Raw genomic sequence first — 15,327 nt, 5'->3', positions numbered from 1 at the left:
CCGTCCCATGGAGTGATGAACGCGCAGGTCGGCGGATTCCGTCGCGAGATTTATCCCGCCGCTTTCACGATCGCCTCATAGGCCGCCCGCGCCTCGGTCTTCGCCTTGGCCAGCTTGGGTTTCAGCGACTTGAACTGGCTCACGTGCCCTGCCTTGGCCAGCAGCGCCTTGAATGCCTTGGGCTCGGCTTCGACGTCCAGGCCGTCCTCGAGGGCGACCTTGATCAGCTGGGACAGGTCCTGCTCCAGCCGCCACGCCGTCTCCAGCCGCGACAGCGCCCCCTCATCAGCCAGACCCGCCTCGCGCAGGGCCGCCAAGGCCTCGCCGGTGTTCTGGCGCAGGGGGCCACCCTTGGCCGCGTGGGCCAGTTGCAGGAACTGGGCGGCGAACTCGATGTCGACCAGGCCGCCGGGCTCCAGCTTCAGGTCCCAGTCGCCCTTGCCGGGGCGCTCCCGCTCCATCAGCTCGCGCATGTCGATGACGTCGGCGGCGGTCTTCTTCCACTCACGCGGCCGGCGCAGGGCCGCCTCGATCGCCCCCTCGGCGCGGACCTTGAACTCAGGGCTGCTGGCCCACACCACCCGCGCGCGGGTCAGGGCCAGCAGCTCCCAGGTCTCGGCCTCGCGCTCGTAATAGTCCCCGAAGGCCCCGAAGCTGACCGCCACCGGTCCCTTGGTGCCCGAGGGGCGGAGCTTGAGATCGACCTCGTACAGCGTCCCCTCCGCCGTCGGCGCCGACAGGGCCGAGGTCATCCGCTGGGTGAAGCGGGCGTAAAAGGTCTCCGCGCCCCAGGCCTTGATCTCGGACATGCCGGCCGGGTCGTCGGACGCGTATAGCGTCATCAGGTCGAGATCCGACTTGGCGGTCATCTCGCGCGAGCCGGCTTTTCCCAAAGCCACCACCGCGACCTCGCCGGGGAAGGCGCCGCCCAGGCGTTCGGTCTCGGCCAGGGCCGCCGGGGCCAGGCCGCTGATGATCAGGTCGCCCAACTCGGCGAAGGCGCGGCCGATGTCGCGGGCGTCGGCGCTGCCGCTCATGACCCGCACGCCGATGCGGAAGCTCTGATCGCGGAACAGCCGCCGGGCGGCGTCCATCGCGCCCTCGAAGTCGGCCGGATCCCACGGCGCGACGGCCGGCGTCTCGATCGGACCGAAGAAGCTGGGGTCCAGCAGGGCGTCCAGGGCCGTGGGCCGCTTGGCCATGGTCGCGGCCAGGCGCGGGGCGAAGGCCATGACCTCGACGATCAGCTCGAACAGGCGCGGCTGGGCCAGGAACAGCGACTGGATCTGCACGCCCGAGCTCAAGCTGGCGAAGAAGTCGGCGAAGCGGTTGAAGGCCTGGTCCGGCGCGCCGGTGGCGTTGGCCGCGTCCAACAGGCGCGGCGCCAGGCGGGTGAAGAGCTCGCGGCCCCGCTCGGTGCGGGTGGCGGCGATGTGGCCGTGGTGCCAGCCGCGGATCGTGGCGGCCACGCGCTCGGGCGACGAGAAGCCCATCCGCTTGAGGGTCGCCAGGGTCTCGGGATCGTCCTCGACGCCGGTGAAGACCAGGCTGCCGAAGCGGGAGGACAGCTCCTCCTCGCCCGCGAACAGGCGACCGTAGCGGGCGTTGACGCCTTTCAGGATCTTGCCGACGGCCGCGTCGAAGCTGCGCAGATTGTCCTGGCCCCACAGGGCGGCGACCTTCTTGCGGTCGGCGTCGGACTCCGGAAGCTTGTGGGTCTGGTCGTCGGCGATCATCTGGGCGCGGTGCTCCAGCGCCCGCAGGTCACGATAGGCGTCGGTCAGCCAGGCGGCGTCTTCCTCGGTCACGTGGCCGGCGGCGGCCAGGGCCTTCATGGCGTCCAGGGTGCGCGGGCTGCGCAGGTCGGGCTGGCGGCCGCCCAGGATCAGCTGTTGGGTCTGGACGAAGAACTCGATCTCGCGGATCCCGCCCCGGCCCAGTTTCAGGTCCGCGCCCTTGGCGGTCAGGCGGTCGTCGACCTTGTAGGTGTGGATCTGGCGCTTGATCGAGTGGATGTCGGCGATGGCCGCGAAATCCAGGTTCTTGCGCCAGATGAAGGGCTGCAGCTCGGCCAGGAACGCCTGGCCCTGGGCAAGGTCGCCGGCCGCGATCCGGGCCTTGATGTGCGCCGCGCGCTCCCAGTTCTGGCCAACGCTCTCATAGTAGTCCATGGCCGCATCGACCGGCATGGCCGGTGGCGTCGAGGACGGGTCAGGACGCAGGCGCAGGTCGATGCGGAAGACATAGCCGTCGGCGGTGCGCTCCTGCAGCACCCGGCCCAGATGGTTGGCGATGCGCACCGCCACGGCCTGGGGCTCGACGCCCTCGGCGACCTGCAACTTCTCGGGCGCGTAGAAGATCGAGAAATCGATGTCGCTGGAATAGTTCAGCTCGAACGCGCCGTGCTTGCCCATGGCGATGCAGAACAGGCCCGGCGCGGGACCGTCCTCGCCCGCCCCCACGTGCGTGAGCGCGCCGCGATCGACCTCCTGCCGCACGGCCTGAACCAGAGCGGCGCGCAGGGTGGCGTCGGCGAAGCGGGTCAGGGCGCCGGTCACCTGGTCCAGGTCCCAGACGCCGCCCAGGTCGCACAGGGCGGTGAGCAGATGCAGGTCGGCCTTCAGCTCGCGCAACACCCGTCGGGCGGTCTCGAAGTCCGGCTCGGCGGCGACGGCCTCGGCGGCGGCCAGGATCATGGTCAAGTTTTCGCCGGGATCGCCGCCCAGGATCCTGGGCAAGCGCTGGCCGTCCTTGCGGGCGAGGCTGGCCAGGTACGGCGAGGCGGCGAAGACCGGGGCCAGGGCGGCCCAGGCGGCGTCGACGCCGGCCATGGCCTCGCCCGCTCGCTTGGCGATCGCCTCATGCGCCCGTTCGGCGGCCTTGGCGTCGAGGATCGGGCCGCAGGGGACGAGGCGAGTAGCGAGCTTTGTCATGCGGGCAACGTGACCCGCGTCGCGTTCACGGACAAGACTCCGGTTGACGTGGGAATTTACAGTTGTAACCATCGCGTTTGAGGAAACGGCCAGGAACTGCTCAAGAATGACCGAGCTCTTCGCCCTCGCCCTAATCCGGGCCCAGATCGCCGCCGCCGCCGCGGTGCTGCTGGTCATCATCCTGCGGCCGTCCGCGCGCCAGCTGTTCGGACCGCGCCGGGCCTATGGCCTGTGGGCCATCGTGCCGGCCGCTGCGGCCGCCGCCTTCCTACCCAGCCTGGCCGAGACCATGGACTTCGGCTCGCCCGCCCGACCGCTGGGCGAATGGGCCTCCAAGTTGATCCTGCTGTGGCTGGCCGGCTGCGCCGTCGCCACCGGCGTCCTGGTCCTGCGCGAGCGCCTGTTCCGCCGCAAGGTCGACCAGGGCCTGGCCGGTCCGGCCGTCATGGGCGCCCTGTGGCCGCGCGTGGTGCTGCCGTCCGACTTCAACCAGCGCTTCGACGCCCGCGAGCGCGAGATGATCACCCTGCACGAGCGCACGCACATCCATCGCGGCGACCCGATCGCCAACCTGGTGATCGCCGGCGCCGGCGTGCTGGGCTGGTGCAACCCGATGATCGCCCTGGCCACGCGGCTGGTGCGCATCGACCAGGAGCTGGCCTGCGACGCCACCGTCGTCGCCCTGCGCAGCGACATCCGCGCCGACTACGCCAAGACCCTGATGAAGGCGCAGATGAGCGTCGCCACCTCGCCCCTGGCCTGCGGCTGGGCCACCCATCCGCTGATCCTGCGCGTGTCGCTGCTGAACCGGCGCGAGCCCAGCCTGCACCGCGACATCGCCGGGTTCCTGACCATGACCTTCCTGGCGGTGATGGCCATGGTCATCGTCTGGAGCGTCTCGCCGCGCGGCCCCGACGCCGGCGACCTGCGTCCCGGCATGGCCGCCCAGATGGACCCCTATACGGGCGCGATCACCTGGGTGCAGGGGCAGTAGTCGGCCTTTCGAGTACTTCTGCGCAGGCCTGACTAGAGACCGGAGCGGCCGTCCGCCATGCGGAGTAGAGCCTAAGCCGACACCTGCGAGGAAAGCCGTTCCAGTAAGACGGCAAGGTCGTCCGACAGTTCTTCAGATGGCAGAAGCTTCTGAAGCAGTTGCACGAGGTGGTTGGGGAGCAGTTCGTCGGCGCTCCGTCGGATCACGACGCTGTCACCCACAGCGTTGATGCTGAAGGGCTCACCCGCTGGTCCATAGGCCGCCGTATAAACGCCGTCCCGGACATCAATCGCTTCGAGATACTGTTCAGCCGCAGCCACGGAGGAGAAAAGCAGCGCCGGCTCGTCCGCTGCCACGATGAGCTCTATAGACGTTTTGGCTGGCTTCATGACCGGCATACTTGCCGCCCGGTGTAACGTCCGCAATAGGTCGGAAGCCGGTATCGGCGGCGCCTATGGCCAGATCCAGGCCTTGATCGCTGGCAAAAACGCCAGGCTTCTACTCCACCCGTGGCAGCACCAGCGCCACACGCAGCCCCGGTCCCATGCCGTTGTACTCGCCCGGCCCCTCGGCCAGTTCCAGTCGGCCGCCGTGCGAGGTCGCGACGGCGCTGACCAGCGACAGGCCCAGGCCGGCGCCCGGCTCGCTGCGGCTGTTTTCCAGGCGCACGAAGCGCTGGACCACGCGGGGACGATCGGCCTCGGGCACGCCGGGGCCGGTGTCGGTGACCGAGAATTCCAGCTCGCCCGACGAGGTGCGCCGCGCGCGCAGCATGATCGCTCCGCCCTCGGGGGTGTATTTGATGGCGTTGTCGAGGATGTTGGCCAGGGCCTGGGCCAGGAACTCGCGGTTGCCCTTGATGTTCAGGGCGGGCGTGATCTCGGCCTTGAAGTCCAGGCCCTTGTCCTCGCACGAGAACTCGTAGAGCTCGGCCATGTCGGTGGCCAGTTCCGAGGCGTCGAAGGCCTGCTGGTCGGGGGCCGAGCCGGCGGCCTGCAGGCGGGCGATGGCCAGCACCGCGTTGAAGGTCTTCAGCACGCCGTCGGCGTCGGACAGGGCGGTCTCCAGCGCCGCCACCGGATCGCCCTTGCCGTTCTCGGCGTCGATCAGGGCGACCTCCATGCGGGCGCGCAGGCGGGTCAGCGGCGAGCGCAGGTCGTGGGCGATGGCGTCGCCGGCGTGGCGCAGGCCGCCCATCAGGCGCTCGATCCGGTCGAGCATGTCGTTCAGGCCCTCGGCCAGCTCGTCATATTCGTCGCGCGTGCCGCGCACCTTGGCCCGGGCGTGCAGGTCGCCGGCCCGGACGTCGTTGACCACGTCGACCAGCCCCTGCATCGAGCGGCTGACATTGCGGCTGATCAGCACCCCGCCGGCCAGGCCCAGCAGGATGACCAGCGTCCCGGCGCCCCACAGGGCCCGGACGATCTTGCGGACATAGGCTTCGGAAGCGTCGACATCGGCCCCGACGAACAAGATCTCGCCGCGCTCGAGCCGCTGCTGCACCCCGCGCGCGGCGGCCTTGACCTCGGCGCCGTCCAGGTCGGTCTCGGTGACCTTGAAGCTGGCCCATTCGGGGCCGTCGCCGGTGAAGTTGCTGACCGGCGACTCCTCGATCGAGCCGGAGATCCGCTTGCCGTCCTTGTCGGCCAGGAAATACAGGAACGGCCGCTCGCCCGTCGCCCGCTCGACGATGGTCTGGTTCAGGGCGTCGACGCCGCCCTGGCGATAGGCCGCCTCCAGGCTCTCGAACTCACGGCTGATCTCGGCCTGCGAGCGGCGGTTCACCTCGCCCGCCGTGGCCACATAAATGTAGCCCAGGAAGGCGCTGGCCGCCGCCGCGAACAGGGTCAGGAACAGCAGGGTCAGCCGGAACGGCGTGGTGCGGAGAAGGCGCGGCAGACGCATGGGCTTCTAGGTCTTCTTGCCGAGCAGCGCCGAGATGTCCTGGCGACTGTCGAGGATACGGAGAACGTGGATGCCGCTTCCATCGGCAAGCGGCCGGTAGATAATTTTCCAAGGGCGGACACTGAACACGCGCGGCTCCCCTGGCGTCTTGGTGTCTTGCCATCCAAGCCGTGGACGGCGCGCCAAACGCTGGAGGGTCGCGGCGATCCGGTCGACCTGGTCTTGGGCGCGAGCCTCTCCACCGTCCCTGGCGATCCAAAGAGACAGCCGGACGACATCGCCTCGCGCCTTAGCGCTGTAGCTGATCCCCGTCCCCGCCATGCGCGACGCTAGCGACCTTCCTTGCGGAGCTGCTCTCGCACCTCGGCCATGATCTCTTCGGGATCCCAGGGCGTCGGAGGCTCGGTCTCCGCGAGCGCCTCCTCGACCAGCTGGCCGATGACTTCGCGGTTGCGCTCGTACCAGGCGTCCATCTCGCCTTCAGTCGGGACTGGGCCCAGGCCGTCCCCGACCGGTTCCAGATCTTCAGCCTCGGGCTTGGCAGGCTTGTTCATGGTCTGATCCTACCACGCCCTCGCCTGACCGCCTACGGATCCAGCCGGTAACCGGCCCCGCGCACGGTCTGCAGCATCGGACGGTCGAAGCCCTTGTCGATCTTCGAACGCAGGCGCGAGATGTGCACGTCGATGACGTTGGTCTGCGGGTCGAAGTGGTATTCCCAGACCTTCTCCAGCAGCATGGTGCGGGTCACCGACTGGCCGGCGTGGCGCATCATGAACTCCAGGAGCTGGAATTCGCGGGGCTGGAGATCGATCTCCTTGCCCTGGCGATGGACCGTCCGGTTGATCAGGTTCATCTCGAGCTCGCCGACCTTCAGGGTCGTGGCCACGGCGCCGGTCTCGCGGCGGCGCGACAGGGCCTCGACGCGGGCCATCAGCTCGGGGAAGGCGTACGGTTTGACCAGGTAGTCGTCGGCGCCCGCCTTCAGGCCCACGACGCGGTCATTGACCTCGCCCAGGGCCGACAGAAACAGCACCGGCGTCTGGTCGCCCTCGCGGCGCAGGGTCTCGACGACGGTGACGCCGTCCATCTTGGGCATCATGCGGTCGACGACCAGCACGTCGAAGCCGCCCTTCTGGGCCACGCCCAGGCCGGCCTCGCCATCGGGCGCGTGCTCGACGTCGTAGCCAGCTTCCTTCAGGCCGTGCGCCATGGCGGCGGCGGCTTCCAGGTCGTCCTCGATAATCAGAATACGCATCAGTGAGCCCCTTATGCGCTCAAGCAGAACAGCGGAACGATCAACGTTCTCCCGATTCTGGTCCATCGCGCGACAGTTGCAGGCTTGATAGCCGTTTCGACGACCGGCGTAACTTAAACCTTGGACAGATACGAAAAAGCCCCGCTCCGGCGGACCGGAACGGGGCTTGATCGTCTAAAGCGTCGTCAGCCTACGGCGCGATCTTCAGCGGGACGAAGACCGGGCGGTTCTGGCGGATCACCTTGACCAGCACGCTGGTGCGGCCGGCCTTCTTGGCGGTGGCGATGGCGCTGTTGACCTCGGCCACGCTGACGACCGGGGCGCCGTTGATGGTCGAGAGCACGTCGCCCTTGGCCAGGCCCTTCTCGCCCGCGTCGCTGTCGCCCTTCACGCCGGTGATTAGCAGACCCTTGATCTCGCTGTCGATCTTGTAGGTCTGGCGTGAGGCCGGGTCGATCGGACCCAGCGTCAGGCCCAGCGCGTCAACCTTCTGGCTGGCGGGCTTGTCCGGGGTCGGCGTCGCGCCGTTGTCCTGATCCTGGTCGTCGTTGCCCAGCAGCGAACCTTCGGCCGGACGGGTGCCCGACACGACGGTGACGACGCGCGGCTTGCCGTCGCGAATGATCGACAGCTTGACGCCTTCGCCCGGACGGGCCTTGGCGACTTCGCGGGTCAGTTCCGAACGGTTGGCCACGGCCACGCCGTTGACGGCGGTCAGGATGTCGTCGGGCAGCAGGCCAGCCTTGTTGGCGGGGCCGCCAGCGGTCACCTCGGCGATGATCGCGCCCTTCACGTCCTTCAGGCCCAGGGCCTCGGCCGACTCGGCGCTGAAGTCCTGGATGGTCACGCCGATATAGCCGCGCACGACCTTGCCGCCGGCGATCAGCTGCTTGGCGGTGTCCTCGGCGATGTCGGCGGGGATGGCAAAGCCGATGCCGACCGAGCCGCCCGACGGCGAGTAGATGGCGCTGTTGACGCCGATCACCCGGCCGTAGATGTCGAACGACGGGCCGCCCGAATTACCCCGGTTAATCGGCGCGTCGATCTGGATGTAGTTCACGAACGACGAGGTGTTGTCGCCCAGATCGCGGTTATAGGCCGAGATGATGCCGGCCGTGGCGGTGCCGCCCAGGCCGAACGGGTTGCCGATGGTGATGACCCAGTCGCCGACCCGCGGCTTGGCCTGGTTCTCGAAGTTCACATACGGGAAGTCGGCGCCCTTGGCCTTCGGGTCGATGACCTTGATGACGGCCAGGTCGGTGCCTTCGTCGCGACCGACCAGGGTGGCCTTCAGCTCGCGGCCGTCCTTCATCACCACCTGGATGTCGTCGGCGTCGGCCACGACGTGGTTGTTGGTGACGATGTAGCCATCGGCCGAGATGAAGAAGCCAGAACCGGCGGACTGCTGCTTCGGCGTGGCCGGCGAATCGCCGTCCTCACCGTCCTGCCCCTGGCCTTGGCCCGGCTTGCCCTTCTGGCCGCGCGGCACGATGTCGAAGCCTTCCAGGCCCGGGATGCGCAGCGACGGCGGCGAGGCCTTGGAGGTCACGTTGATCTGGACGACCGCCGGCGAGACCTTTTCGAAGATGTCGGCGAACGACATCGGCGCGCCCGGCGGCGGCGCGAAGGCCGGCGCTCCGGCGCTGATCGGACGGATGGCCGGCGCCTCGGCGGCGTCAGCCCCGCCCATGCGCATGCCTACGCCGGCCAGGGCCGCACAGGCCACGCCCGCGCCCGCGACGGCGCCCACAATGAATCCCGACTTCCTAGCGGTCATTCGTCTCTTCCTCACCCGCGCGACCCGCGCGCGGTCCCTTTCGCATCAACCTCGCGCCCGGCGCGACGTCCCAGTCGATCTGAGAACCTAGTCCCGACAATAAAAGGTGCAATGGTTCCCGAATTATCTTTCCGTCATCCGAAAGGCGCTTCTTGAGGCTCTTTTTCGGCGCAATCGTGTCAATCGTCTTCCAAGAGGCGCTTCACGCGCTCTTCTTCGTCCTGCGAAAGCTCAACGGGCGGCTCCTCGCGACGGCGCAGCAGACCGAACATCAGGCCGCCCCCGACCAGCAACACCCCGATCGGAGCCAGCCACAGCACAGCGTTGCCGGCCGAGAAGGCCGGTTTCAGCAGCACGAACTCGCCGTAGCGCTCGACCAGGAACGCGCGGACCTGGGCGTCGCTGCGCCCGGCCTTGACCTGCTCGCGGACAATCTGCCGCAGGTCGCCGGCCAGCTGGGCCTCGGAGTCGTCGATCGACTCGTTCTGGCAGACCAGACAGCGCACTTCCTTGAACAGGTGACGGGCGCGGGCCTCTAGCGCCGGATCGGGCAGACGCTCAGTCGGCTCGGCCGCGCCGGCCATCAGGGCGATCGAGGCCAGGCTGATCAGCAGGGCGCGCTTCACGACACCACCTCATCGGCCCGACGGCCCACGCCCAGGCGCACGCGGCGGTCCGACAGCGAGACGATGCCGCCCAGGGCCATGATCAGCGGGCCCAGGAAGATCAGCCGCACCCACGGGTTCACATAGGCCCGCACCAGCCAGGCCGGCTTGCCGCCTTCGCCCGCCCGGCGCTCGCCCAGCACGATGTATATGTCGTCCAGCACGCTGGGGCAGATGGCCACTTCCGAAGTCGTCTGGCCGCCGGTCGGATAGAAGCGGCGCTCGGGTTCGGCGTGGCAGACCTCGGTCCCGGCCTTGTTCTTGACCGAGACGATGCCGCGCTCGGCCAGGTAGTTCGGGCCCTCGACCGTGCCGACGTCGCTGAGCGTCAGGGTGTAGGCGCCCAACTGCTGGGTGTCGTTGAGGCTGAGCGCCTGGGCGGCCTCGACCTTCCAGGCGGTCTCGAAGGCCGCGCCCAGCACGAACAGGCCAAGGCCGGCATGGGCCAGGGTCGTGCCCCAGGCGCCGCGCGGCAGGCCGCGGGCGCGGCGGATGCTCTCGCCGGCAGGCGCACGGAACAGCTTCAGGCGCTCGGCCATCTCCAGCAGTGCGCCGCCCAGCAGCCAGAAGCCGAGAGCGAGACCGCCGCTGGCCAGGGCCTTGCGCGGCTGCACGATCCCATAGGCCACGAGGCCCAGCAGGGCGGCGACGGCCAACACGATCCACAGCTTGCGGGCCACGCCCTTGGCGTCGCCACGCTTCCAGGCCAGCAGCGGCCCGGCCGGCAGCACGGCGAAGGCCAGCAGCATCAGCGGCACGAAGGTCAGGCTGAAGAACGGCGCGCCGACCGAGACGGCCTCGCCGTCCATGGCCTCGCGGATCAGCGGGTACAGCGTGCCCAGCAGCACCACCGCCGTCGCCGTCGACAGCAGGATGTTGTTGAGCACGATAGCGCTCTCGCGGCTGATCGGCCGGAACTGGCCGCCCGGATTGAGGCTGCCGGCGCGCAGGCCAAACAGCAGGAAACCGGTCCCTGCCGCCAGGCCCATCATCATCAGCAGCAGCACGCCGCGCGTCGGGTCGACGGCGAAGGCGTGGACGCTGGTCAGCACGCCCGAGCGCACCAGGAAGGCGCCCAACATCGAGAAGGTGAAGGCCGCCAGGGCCAGGAACGCCGTCCAGCCCGGCAGCGCGCCGCGCTTTTCGGTGACGATGGCCGAGTGCAGCAAGGCCGCGCCGATCAGCCACGGCATGAAGCTGGCGTTCTCGACCGGATCCCAGGCCCACCAGCCGCCCCAGCCCAGCTCGTAATAGGCCCAGAAGGCGCCGAGCGTGATGCCGATGGTCAGCAGGCTCCAGGCCGCCAGGGTCCAGGGCCGCACCCAGCGCGCCCAGGCCGCGTCGATCCGGCCTTCGATCAGCGCCGCCAAGGACAGCGAATAGACTACCGAGAAACCGACATAGCCGGCGTAGAGGAACGGCGGGTGCACGGCCAGCGCCCAGTCCTGCAACAGCGGATTGAGCGAGCGCCCCTCGACCGGGACGTCCAGCAGGCGCGCCAGCGGGTTGGAGGCAAAGACGGTGTAGGCCAGGAACAGCACGCCCAGCGCGCCCTGGATGGCGATGGCGTAGGCCCGCAGGCGCGGCGGCAAGCTGTCGCCGAAGAAGGCCATGGCCGCGCCGTAGCCGGTCAGCACCAGGCACCACAGCAGCATCGAGCCCTCGTGGCTGCCCCAGGCGCCGGCCACCTTGTAGAACAACGGCTTGGCCGTGTGCGAGTTGGCCGCCACGTTGGCGACCGAGAAGTCCGAGGTCACGAAGGCATGGATCAGGGCCGCGAAGGCCACGGCCACGGCCAGGAACGTCGCCACCGCCGCCCCGCGTCCGGCCCCCGCCAGCACCGGCGAGCGCCGCGCGCCGCCGACGGCCGACAGACCAGTCTGGGCGAAGGAAAGCGCCAGCGACAGGATCAGGGCGAAGGCGCCCAGTTCGGTGATCATCGACGCCCCTCCCCCTGTGGGGGAGGCGACCGAAGGTCGGAGGGGGGCGTGGCCGGGTCAGCAGGACTTCCCCCACCGGTCGCTTCGCGACCACCTCCCCCCTGGGGGGAGGGTCTGTCGTAGCTCGGAGCGCCCGCGCCCTCGCCACGCCACTCGCCCTGCTTCTTCAGCGCCTTGGCCACTTCGCGCGGCATGTAGCGTTCGTCGTGCTTGGCCAGCACCTGCTTGGCGACGAAGACACCGTTCGTATCAAAGGTCCCCTCAGCGACGATCCCTTGCCCTTCGCGGAACAGGTCCGGCAGGTCGCCGTGATAGCTGACTTTCGCCGTGGCTTGCTGGTCGGCGACCACGAACTCGACGTCGCCGCCGGGGTGCTTGACCACGCTGCCGTGCTGCACCAGGCCGCCCAGCTGCACCTTGCGGCCCGGCGCGACATTGGCGGCCTTGGCCTGGGCCGGCGTGTAGAACAGCGAGATGCTGTCGCGCAGACCGTACAGCGCCAGGCCGACGGCCAGGACCAGCACCGGCGCGATGGCCAGCAGGATGGTCAGACGCCGGCGCGCCTTGCGGGATTTCGGCCAGAAACTCATTGGGTCTTAGCTTGGGCTGGCGTGTCGGCGGCCTGGCGCAGGGCCGACAGCACCTTGGGCTGGTCCTTGAAGCGGGCCGAGGCCGAGGCCAGCGCCGCGTCGCGCTTGGCGGTCTCGCCCAGCACGGCATAGGCGCGGACCAGGCGCACCCAGCCGTCGGCGTCGTCGGGCGACTGGGCCAGGCGCGCGGCCAGCCCTTCGACCATGCCGGCGATCATGCCCTGGACCTGCGGATTGGCCTCGGCGGCGGGCTCGACGCTGGGCAGGCCGCCCTTGGCCTCGACCTGGGCGATCTCCTGCGCCAGCGCGGCGCGGCCGGGGTCAGCAGCGGGCAGGCCAGCGACCAGGGCGCGCCAGTCGGCCAAGCCGCCCTGGACGTCGCCATCGGCGATCTTGCCGCGACCCAGATAATAGCGGGCGCGCACGTCGGCGGGATCGACTTTCAGCGCCTCGCCGAAGGCCAGCTTGGCGTCGGCGGTGACCTGGCCTTTCGCCTCCATCATGAAGGTCTCGCCCAGCAGGCTCCAGATATCAGCGCGCTTGGGAGCAACGTGGACGGCCTTGCGCAGGGCGGCCTCGGCGCCGGTCAGGTCGCCGGCGGCGGCGCGGGCCTTGGCCAGGAACACCAGCGGCTCGGGGTCCTTGGGACGCTCGGCGACGACGCCTTCCAGCACGGCGGCGATCTGCTCGGGCGCCAGGGTGGCCGGATCGGCGGCCTTCCAGGCGGCGACGCGCTTGGCATAAGGCTGGTCGGACAGTTCGGGACGGCCCAGGGTGACATACAGGCCGACGGCGGCGACGCAGGCCGCGCCGACGGCGACCACCACGGCCTTGCGCGGGCCGACGCCGTCGCGCTCCCACACCTGGGTCTGGTCGGCGGCGGCCAGCAGGCCGCGAGCGGCCTCGGCGCGGGCGGCCTTCAGTTCGCCTTCCGCCAGCAGTCCGTCCATGGCCAGGCGCTCGACCTCGGCCAGGCGGCGGCGATGCGGCTCGAGCCGCGTCTGGGCGTCGTCGATCGGCCGGGCGCGCGCGGCTCCGCGCAGCACCAGCCCGGCCGTCACGGCCGACAGCCCCGTCGCGGCGATCCAGAAAGCGATCATGGCCGCGTGGTAGCGTGTTCCGGCCTTCGCCGTTAGCGGAAAAAGCGCTTAAGGACGGAGATGTCGCATGCTGCGCAGGGAGTGACGATGACGCCGATCGTGCTGGTTCCGGGGCTGCTGTGCTCGGAAGAGATCTTCGCCCCGCAACTGCCCGCCTTGTGGCCGCATGGCCCGGTGCAGATCGCCCATACGCTGGAAGGCGACACCCTGCCCGAGATGGCCGCCCTGATCCTGGCCGCCGCCCCGCCGCGCTTCGCCCTCGTCGGCGTGTCGATGGGCGGCTATCTGGCGTTGGAGATCATGCGCCAGGCGCCCGAACGGGTCGAGAAACTGGCTCTCGTCTGCACCTCAGCCCGCCCCGACACACCCGAACAAACCGCCGCCCGCCGCAAGATGCTGGACCAGGCCCGCGCCGTCGGCTTCGAGCGCTTTCTCGCTTTGGGCGCCGACGCCCTCACCCACCCCAGCCGCAAGGGCGAGCCGGAGCTCAACGCGATCAGCATCCGCATGGGCCGCGCGGTCGGGCTGGAGGGTTTCGCGCGGCAAACCGAGGCGGTGATCGCGCGCGTCGACAGCCGGCCGCTGCTGGCGGAGATCAAGGTTCCGACGGTGATCGTGGTGGGGGATGCCGATCCGCTGACGCCGCAAGCGCTGTCGGAAGAGATGGCCGCCGCGATCCCGGGCGCGAAACTGGTGATCGCGCCAGAATGCGGGCACGTGATCACGCTCGAGCGGCCCGAGGTGGTGAATTCAGCGCTAGTGGAGTGGCTCGAAGCCTAGGCCGCGATCGCCGCCGCAGCCCGCCGCCGCACGATCTCGGCGGTCTTGTCGTCGCGCGTGTAGGCGATGAAGCCCGCCGCCACGTCCAGGTACTTCACGGCCAGGCCCGCATCCCCGCCGTCGCCCGTGCGGGCCACGTGCAGGACGTCTTCGATATAGGGGTCCAGGCGGCTGTTCAGCTTTTCCAGGATCTTGTTGCGCGAGCTGCCATAGCCGGCCTTGTCGGCGCACGAGCGCAGTTCGGCGATGAAGGCCAGGGCGGACTGGGCGCGGCGGATCATCGCCTCGTCCGGCTCCTCGGTCAGCTTGGCCGCGCCCTTGCTGCCCTTCTTGGCCATCATGGTCAGCGGACGGGTCGGCAGGGCCGCTTCCAGCTGCTTGTCGGCCTGGTCCATGCGCTGCTCGCAGACCTTGGCCATCTGCTGCTTGTGGCGCGCCAGGCGCTTGCCCCACGGGCCGTCCTTGGCGACTTCGATCGACTGCTGGAACTCGACGATCTGCAGCTGGGCGCGATGGGCGCCCTGGGCGGCCTCGCGGCCGACCTTCTCGCCGTCGGCGAAGTTGAAGTTCTCGATGCGGGCGATCGAGGCGTCGATGTCGGCCAGCACGCGCTCGCCGAACGCCTTGGCCTCGGACGAGGCCAGATAACGATCGGTCGGTCGGTCCATGACCGCTGAGATCACGCGCAGGATCCGCCAGTCGTCCGGCAGGTGGGCCGACAGCATATCCAGCAGCAGCGGGCCGGCGTCCTCACTGATCCGGCAGGCGTCGCGATAGGCCAGCTTGGCGGCGAAGGCGCGCTCGTCCGACATGCGGCTGACCCATTCGGCCAGCTTGGGCAGGCACGAGCGGGCGATGGCCGACAGCTGCAGGCACAGGGCCAGATGCTCGGGGTCGCACAACGACCGCACGCTGTCGAAGGCGGCGTTCTCGGGATCGCGCAGGCCGGCGGCGGCCGTCTTGCACAGTTCGTCGAAGACTTCCGGGGTGCCCTGCTCCAGGTCCCACGGATTGCACTTGGCCGAGGCTTCCTCGACCCGCGCCGGCACGATGACCTTCAGCGCCTTCCACACGCGGCCCAGCACGGGCGACGGGAACGAGACGCAGCCCTCGCCGCGCGGCTGACACAGCGGCACGATGGGGGCCAGGATGTTGTTGCGGACGAAGCGGTTGGCGGTCTCGTCCTCGACCAGGCCGCGCACGGCGGCCAGGGATCCGGTCGCGCCGGCGCTGGACAGCGCCAGCTCCAGGCTGCGCAGCGCCGCGTCCGGAGCGGTTTCCACCAGCGTCCGGATGATCTGCAATTTATGCGCGGCGATAGTGCCCATGGTCCCCCGTGTCGGACTCACACGGCCGACAGACGTCAACCATGTTCGAAACGAGGT

The 15,327-nt window shown here is 69.5% G+C and carries 13 protein-coding genes and 1 pseudogene; 2 read left to right on the top strand and 12 right to left on the bottom strand.

Features of this window, described 5'->3' with window-relative positions; all coding sequences use genetic code 11:
* Positions 1 to 50 precede the first annotated feature (50 nt).
* Positions 51 to 2,933: a bifunctional [glutamine synthetase] adenylyltransferase/[glutamine synthetase]-adenylyl-L-tyrosine phosphorylase gene (locus AC1RRR_RS17635; protein ID WP_492815113.1), complete on the bottom strand. Its 2,883-nt coding sequence runs from the start codon at positions 2,931 to 2,933 to the stop codon at positions 51 to 53.
* Between the two features lie 106 nt (positions 2,934 to 3,039).
* On the opposite strand from AC1RRR_RS17635, the gene AC1RRR_RS17630 reads away from it, so the two are divergent.
* Positions 3,040 to 3,927 (top strand): M56 family metallopeptidase, encoded by an 888-nt coding sequence (locus AC1RRR_RS17630; RefSeq protein ID WP_492815111.1) that lies wholly within the window; start codon positions 3,040 to 3,042, stop codon positions 3,925 to 3,927.
* Between the two features lie 71 nt (positions 3,928 to 3,998).
* Here AC1RRR_RS17630 and AC1RRR_RS17625 read toward each other — a convergent pair whose 3' ends face one another.
* The 10 genes and pseudogenes from AC1RRR_RS17625 to ccmI all read right to left on the bottom strand — a co-directional run bounded on the left by AC1RRR_RS17625 (position 3,999) and on the right by ccmI (position 13,162).
* Positions 3,999 to 4,325, bottom strand: coding sequence for a hypothetical protein (locus AC1RRR_RS17625; RefSeq protein WP_492815109.1), 327 nt, complete (start codon positions 4,323 to 4,325; stop codon positions 3,999 to 4,001).
* A gap of 100 nt (positions 4,326 to 4,425) precedes the next feature.
* Positions 4,426 to 5,832 carry a two-component system sensor histidine kinase UczS gene (gene uczS, locus AC1RRR_RS17620; protein WP_492815107.1) on the bottom strand — a complete coding sequence of 469 codons (1,407 nt, stop codon included), beginning with the start codon at positions 5,830 to 5,832 and terminating at the stop codon, positions 4,426 to 4,428.
* A 6-nt stretch (positions 5,833 to 5,838) separates the two neighbouring features.
* Positions 5,839 to 6,153 carry a type II toxin-antitoxin system RelE/ParE family toxin gene (locus AC1RRR_RS17615; RefSeq protein ID WP_492815105.1) on the bottom strand — a complete coding sequence of 105 codons (315 nt, stop codon included), beginning with the start codon at positions 6,151 to 6,153 and terminating at the stop codon, positions 5,839 to 5,841.
* Between the two features lie 8 nt (positions 6,154 to 6,161).
* Entirely contained in the window at positions 6,162 to 6,386 is a 225-nt protein-coding gene (locus tag AC1RRR_RS17610) for a hypothetical protein (protein WP_492815103.1), read from the bottom strand.
* 32 nt (positions 6,387 to 6,418) lie between these two features.
* Positions 6,419 to 7,090: a two-component system response regulator UczR gene (uczR, locus tag AC1RRR_RS17605; protein ID WP_291875595.1), complete on the bottom strand. Its 672-nt coding sequence runs from the start codon at positions 7,088 to 7,090 to the stop codon at positions 6,419 to 6,421.
* A gap of 190 nt (positions 7,091 to 7,280) precedes the next feature.
* Positions 7,281 to 8,867, bottom strand: a complete 1,587-nt coding sequence (locus tag AC1RRR_RS17600; protein ID WP_492815101.1) for a Do family serine endopeptidase — start codon at positions 8,865 to 8,867, stop codon at positions 7,281 to 7,283.
* Positions 8,868 to 9,046: 179 nt separating this feature from the next.
* Positions 9,047 to 9,493, bottom strand: coding sequence for a cytochrome c-type biogenesis protein (locus AC1RRR_RS17595; protein WP_492815099.1), 447 nt, complete (start codon positions 9,491 to 9,493; stop codon positions 9,047 to 9,049).
* A complete protein-coding gene (locus AC1RRR_RS17590) occupies positions 9,490 to 11,472 on the bottom strand; it encodes a heme lyase CcmF/NrfE family subunit (RefSeq protein ID WP_492815097.1) in 1,983 nt (660 codons plus the stop codon). Before AC1RRR_RS17590 ends, AC1RRR_RS17595 begins: the two co-directional genes overlap by 4 nt.
* A 104-nt stretch (positions 11,473 to 11,576) precedes the next feature.
* Positions 11,577 to 12,062: pseudogene (ccmE, locus tag AC1RRR_RS17585) on the bottom strand (cytochrome c maturation protein CcmE); the annotation flags it as partial.
* Positions 12,059 to 13,162, bottom strand: coding sequence for a c-type cytochrome biogenesis protein CcmI (gene ccmI, locus AC1RRR_RS17580; protein ID WP_492815095.1), 1,104 nt, complete (start codon positions 13,160 to 13,162; stop codon positions 12,059 to 12,061). The pseudogene ccmE and the gene ccmI, both read right to left, overlap by 4 nt.
* An 87-nt stretch (positions 13,163 to 13,249) precedes the next feature.
* Between ccmI and AC1RRR_RS17575 the strand changes: the two genes are divergently transcribed.
* Positions 13,250 to 13,942, top strand: coding sequence for an alpha/beta fold hydrolase (locus AC1RRR_RS17575; RefSeq protein WP_492815093.1), 693 nt, complete (start codon positions 13,250 to 13,252; stop codon positions 13,940 to 13,942).
* Here the strand turns inward: AC1RRR_RS17575 and AC1RRR_RS17570 are convergent.
* Positions 13,939 to 15,309 (bottom strand): hypothetical protein, encoded by a 1,371-nt coding sequence (locus AC1RRR_RS17570; protein ID WP_492815091.1) that lies wholly within the window; start codon positions 15,307 to 15,309, stop codon positions 13,939 to 13,941. The two genes, AC1RRR_RS17575 and AC1RRR_RS17570, sit on opposite strands and share 4 nt — an antisense overlap.
* Between the last annotated feature and the right edge of the window lie 18 nt (positions 15,310 to 15,327).

It is taken from the genome of Caulobacter sp. GW821-FHT12D05, from assembly GCF_058807295.1.
The sequence above is the reverse complement of the archived record's forward strand: the minus strand, read 5'-3'. Positions and strand labels throughout refer to the sequence as shown.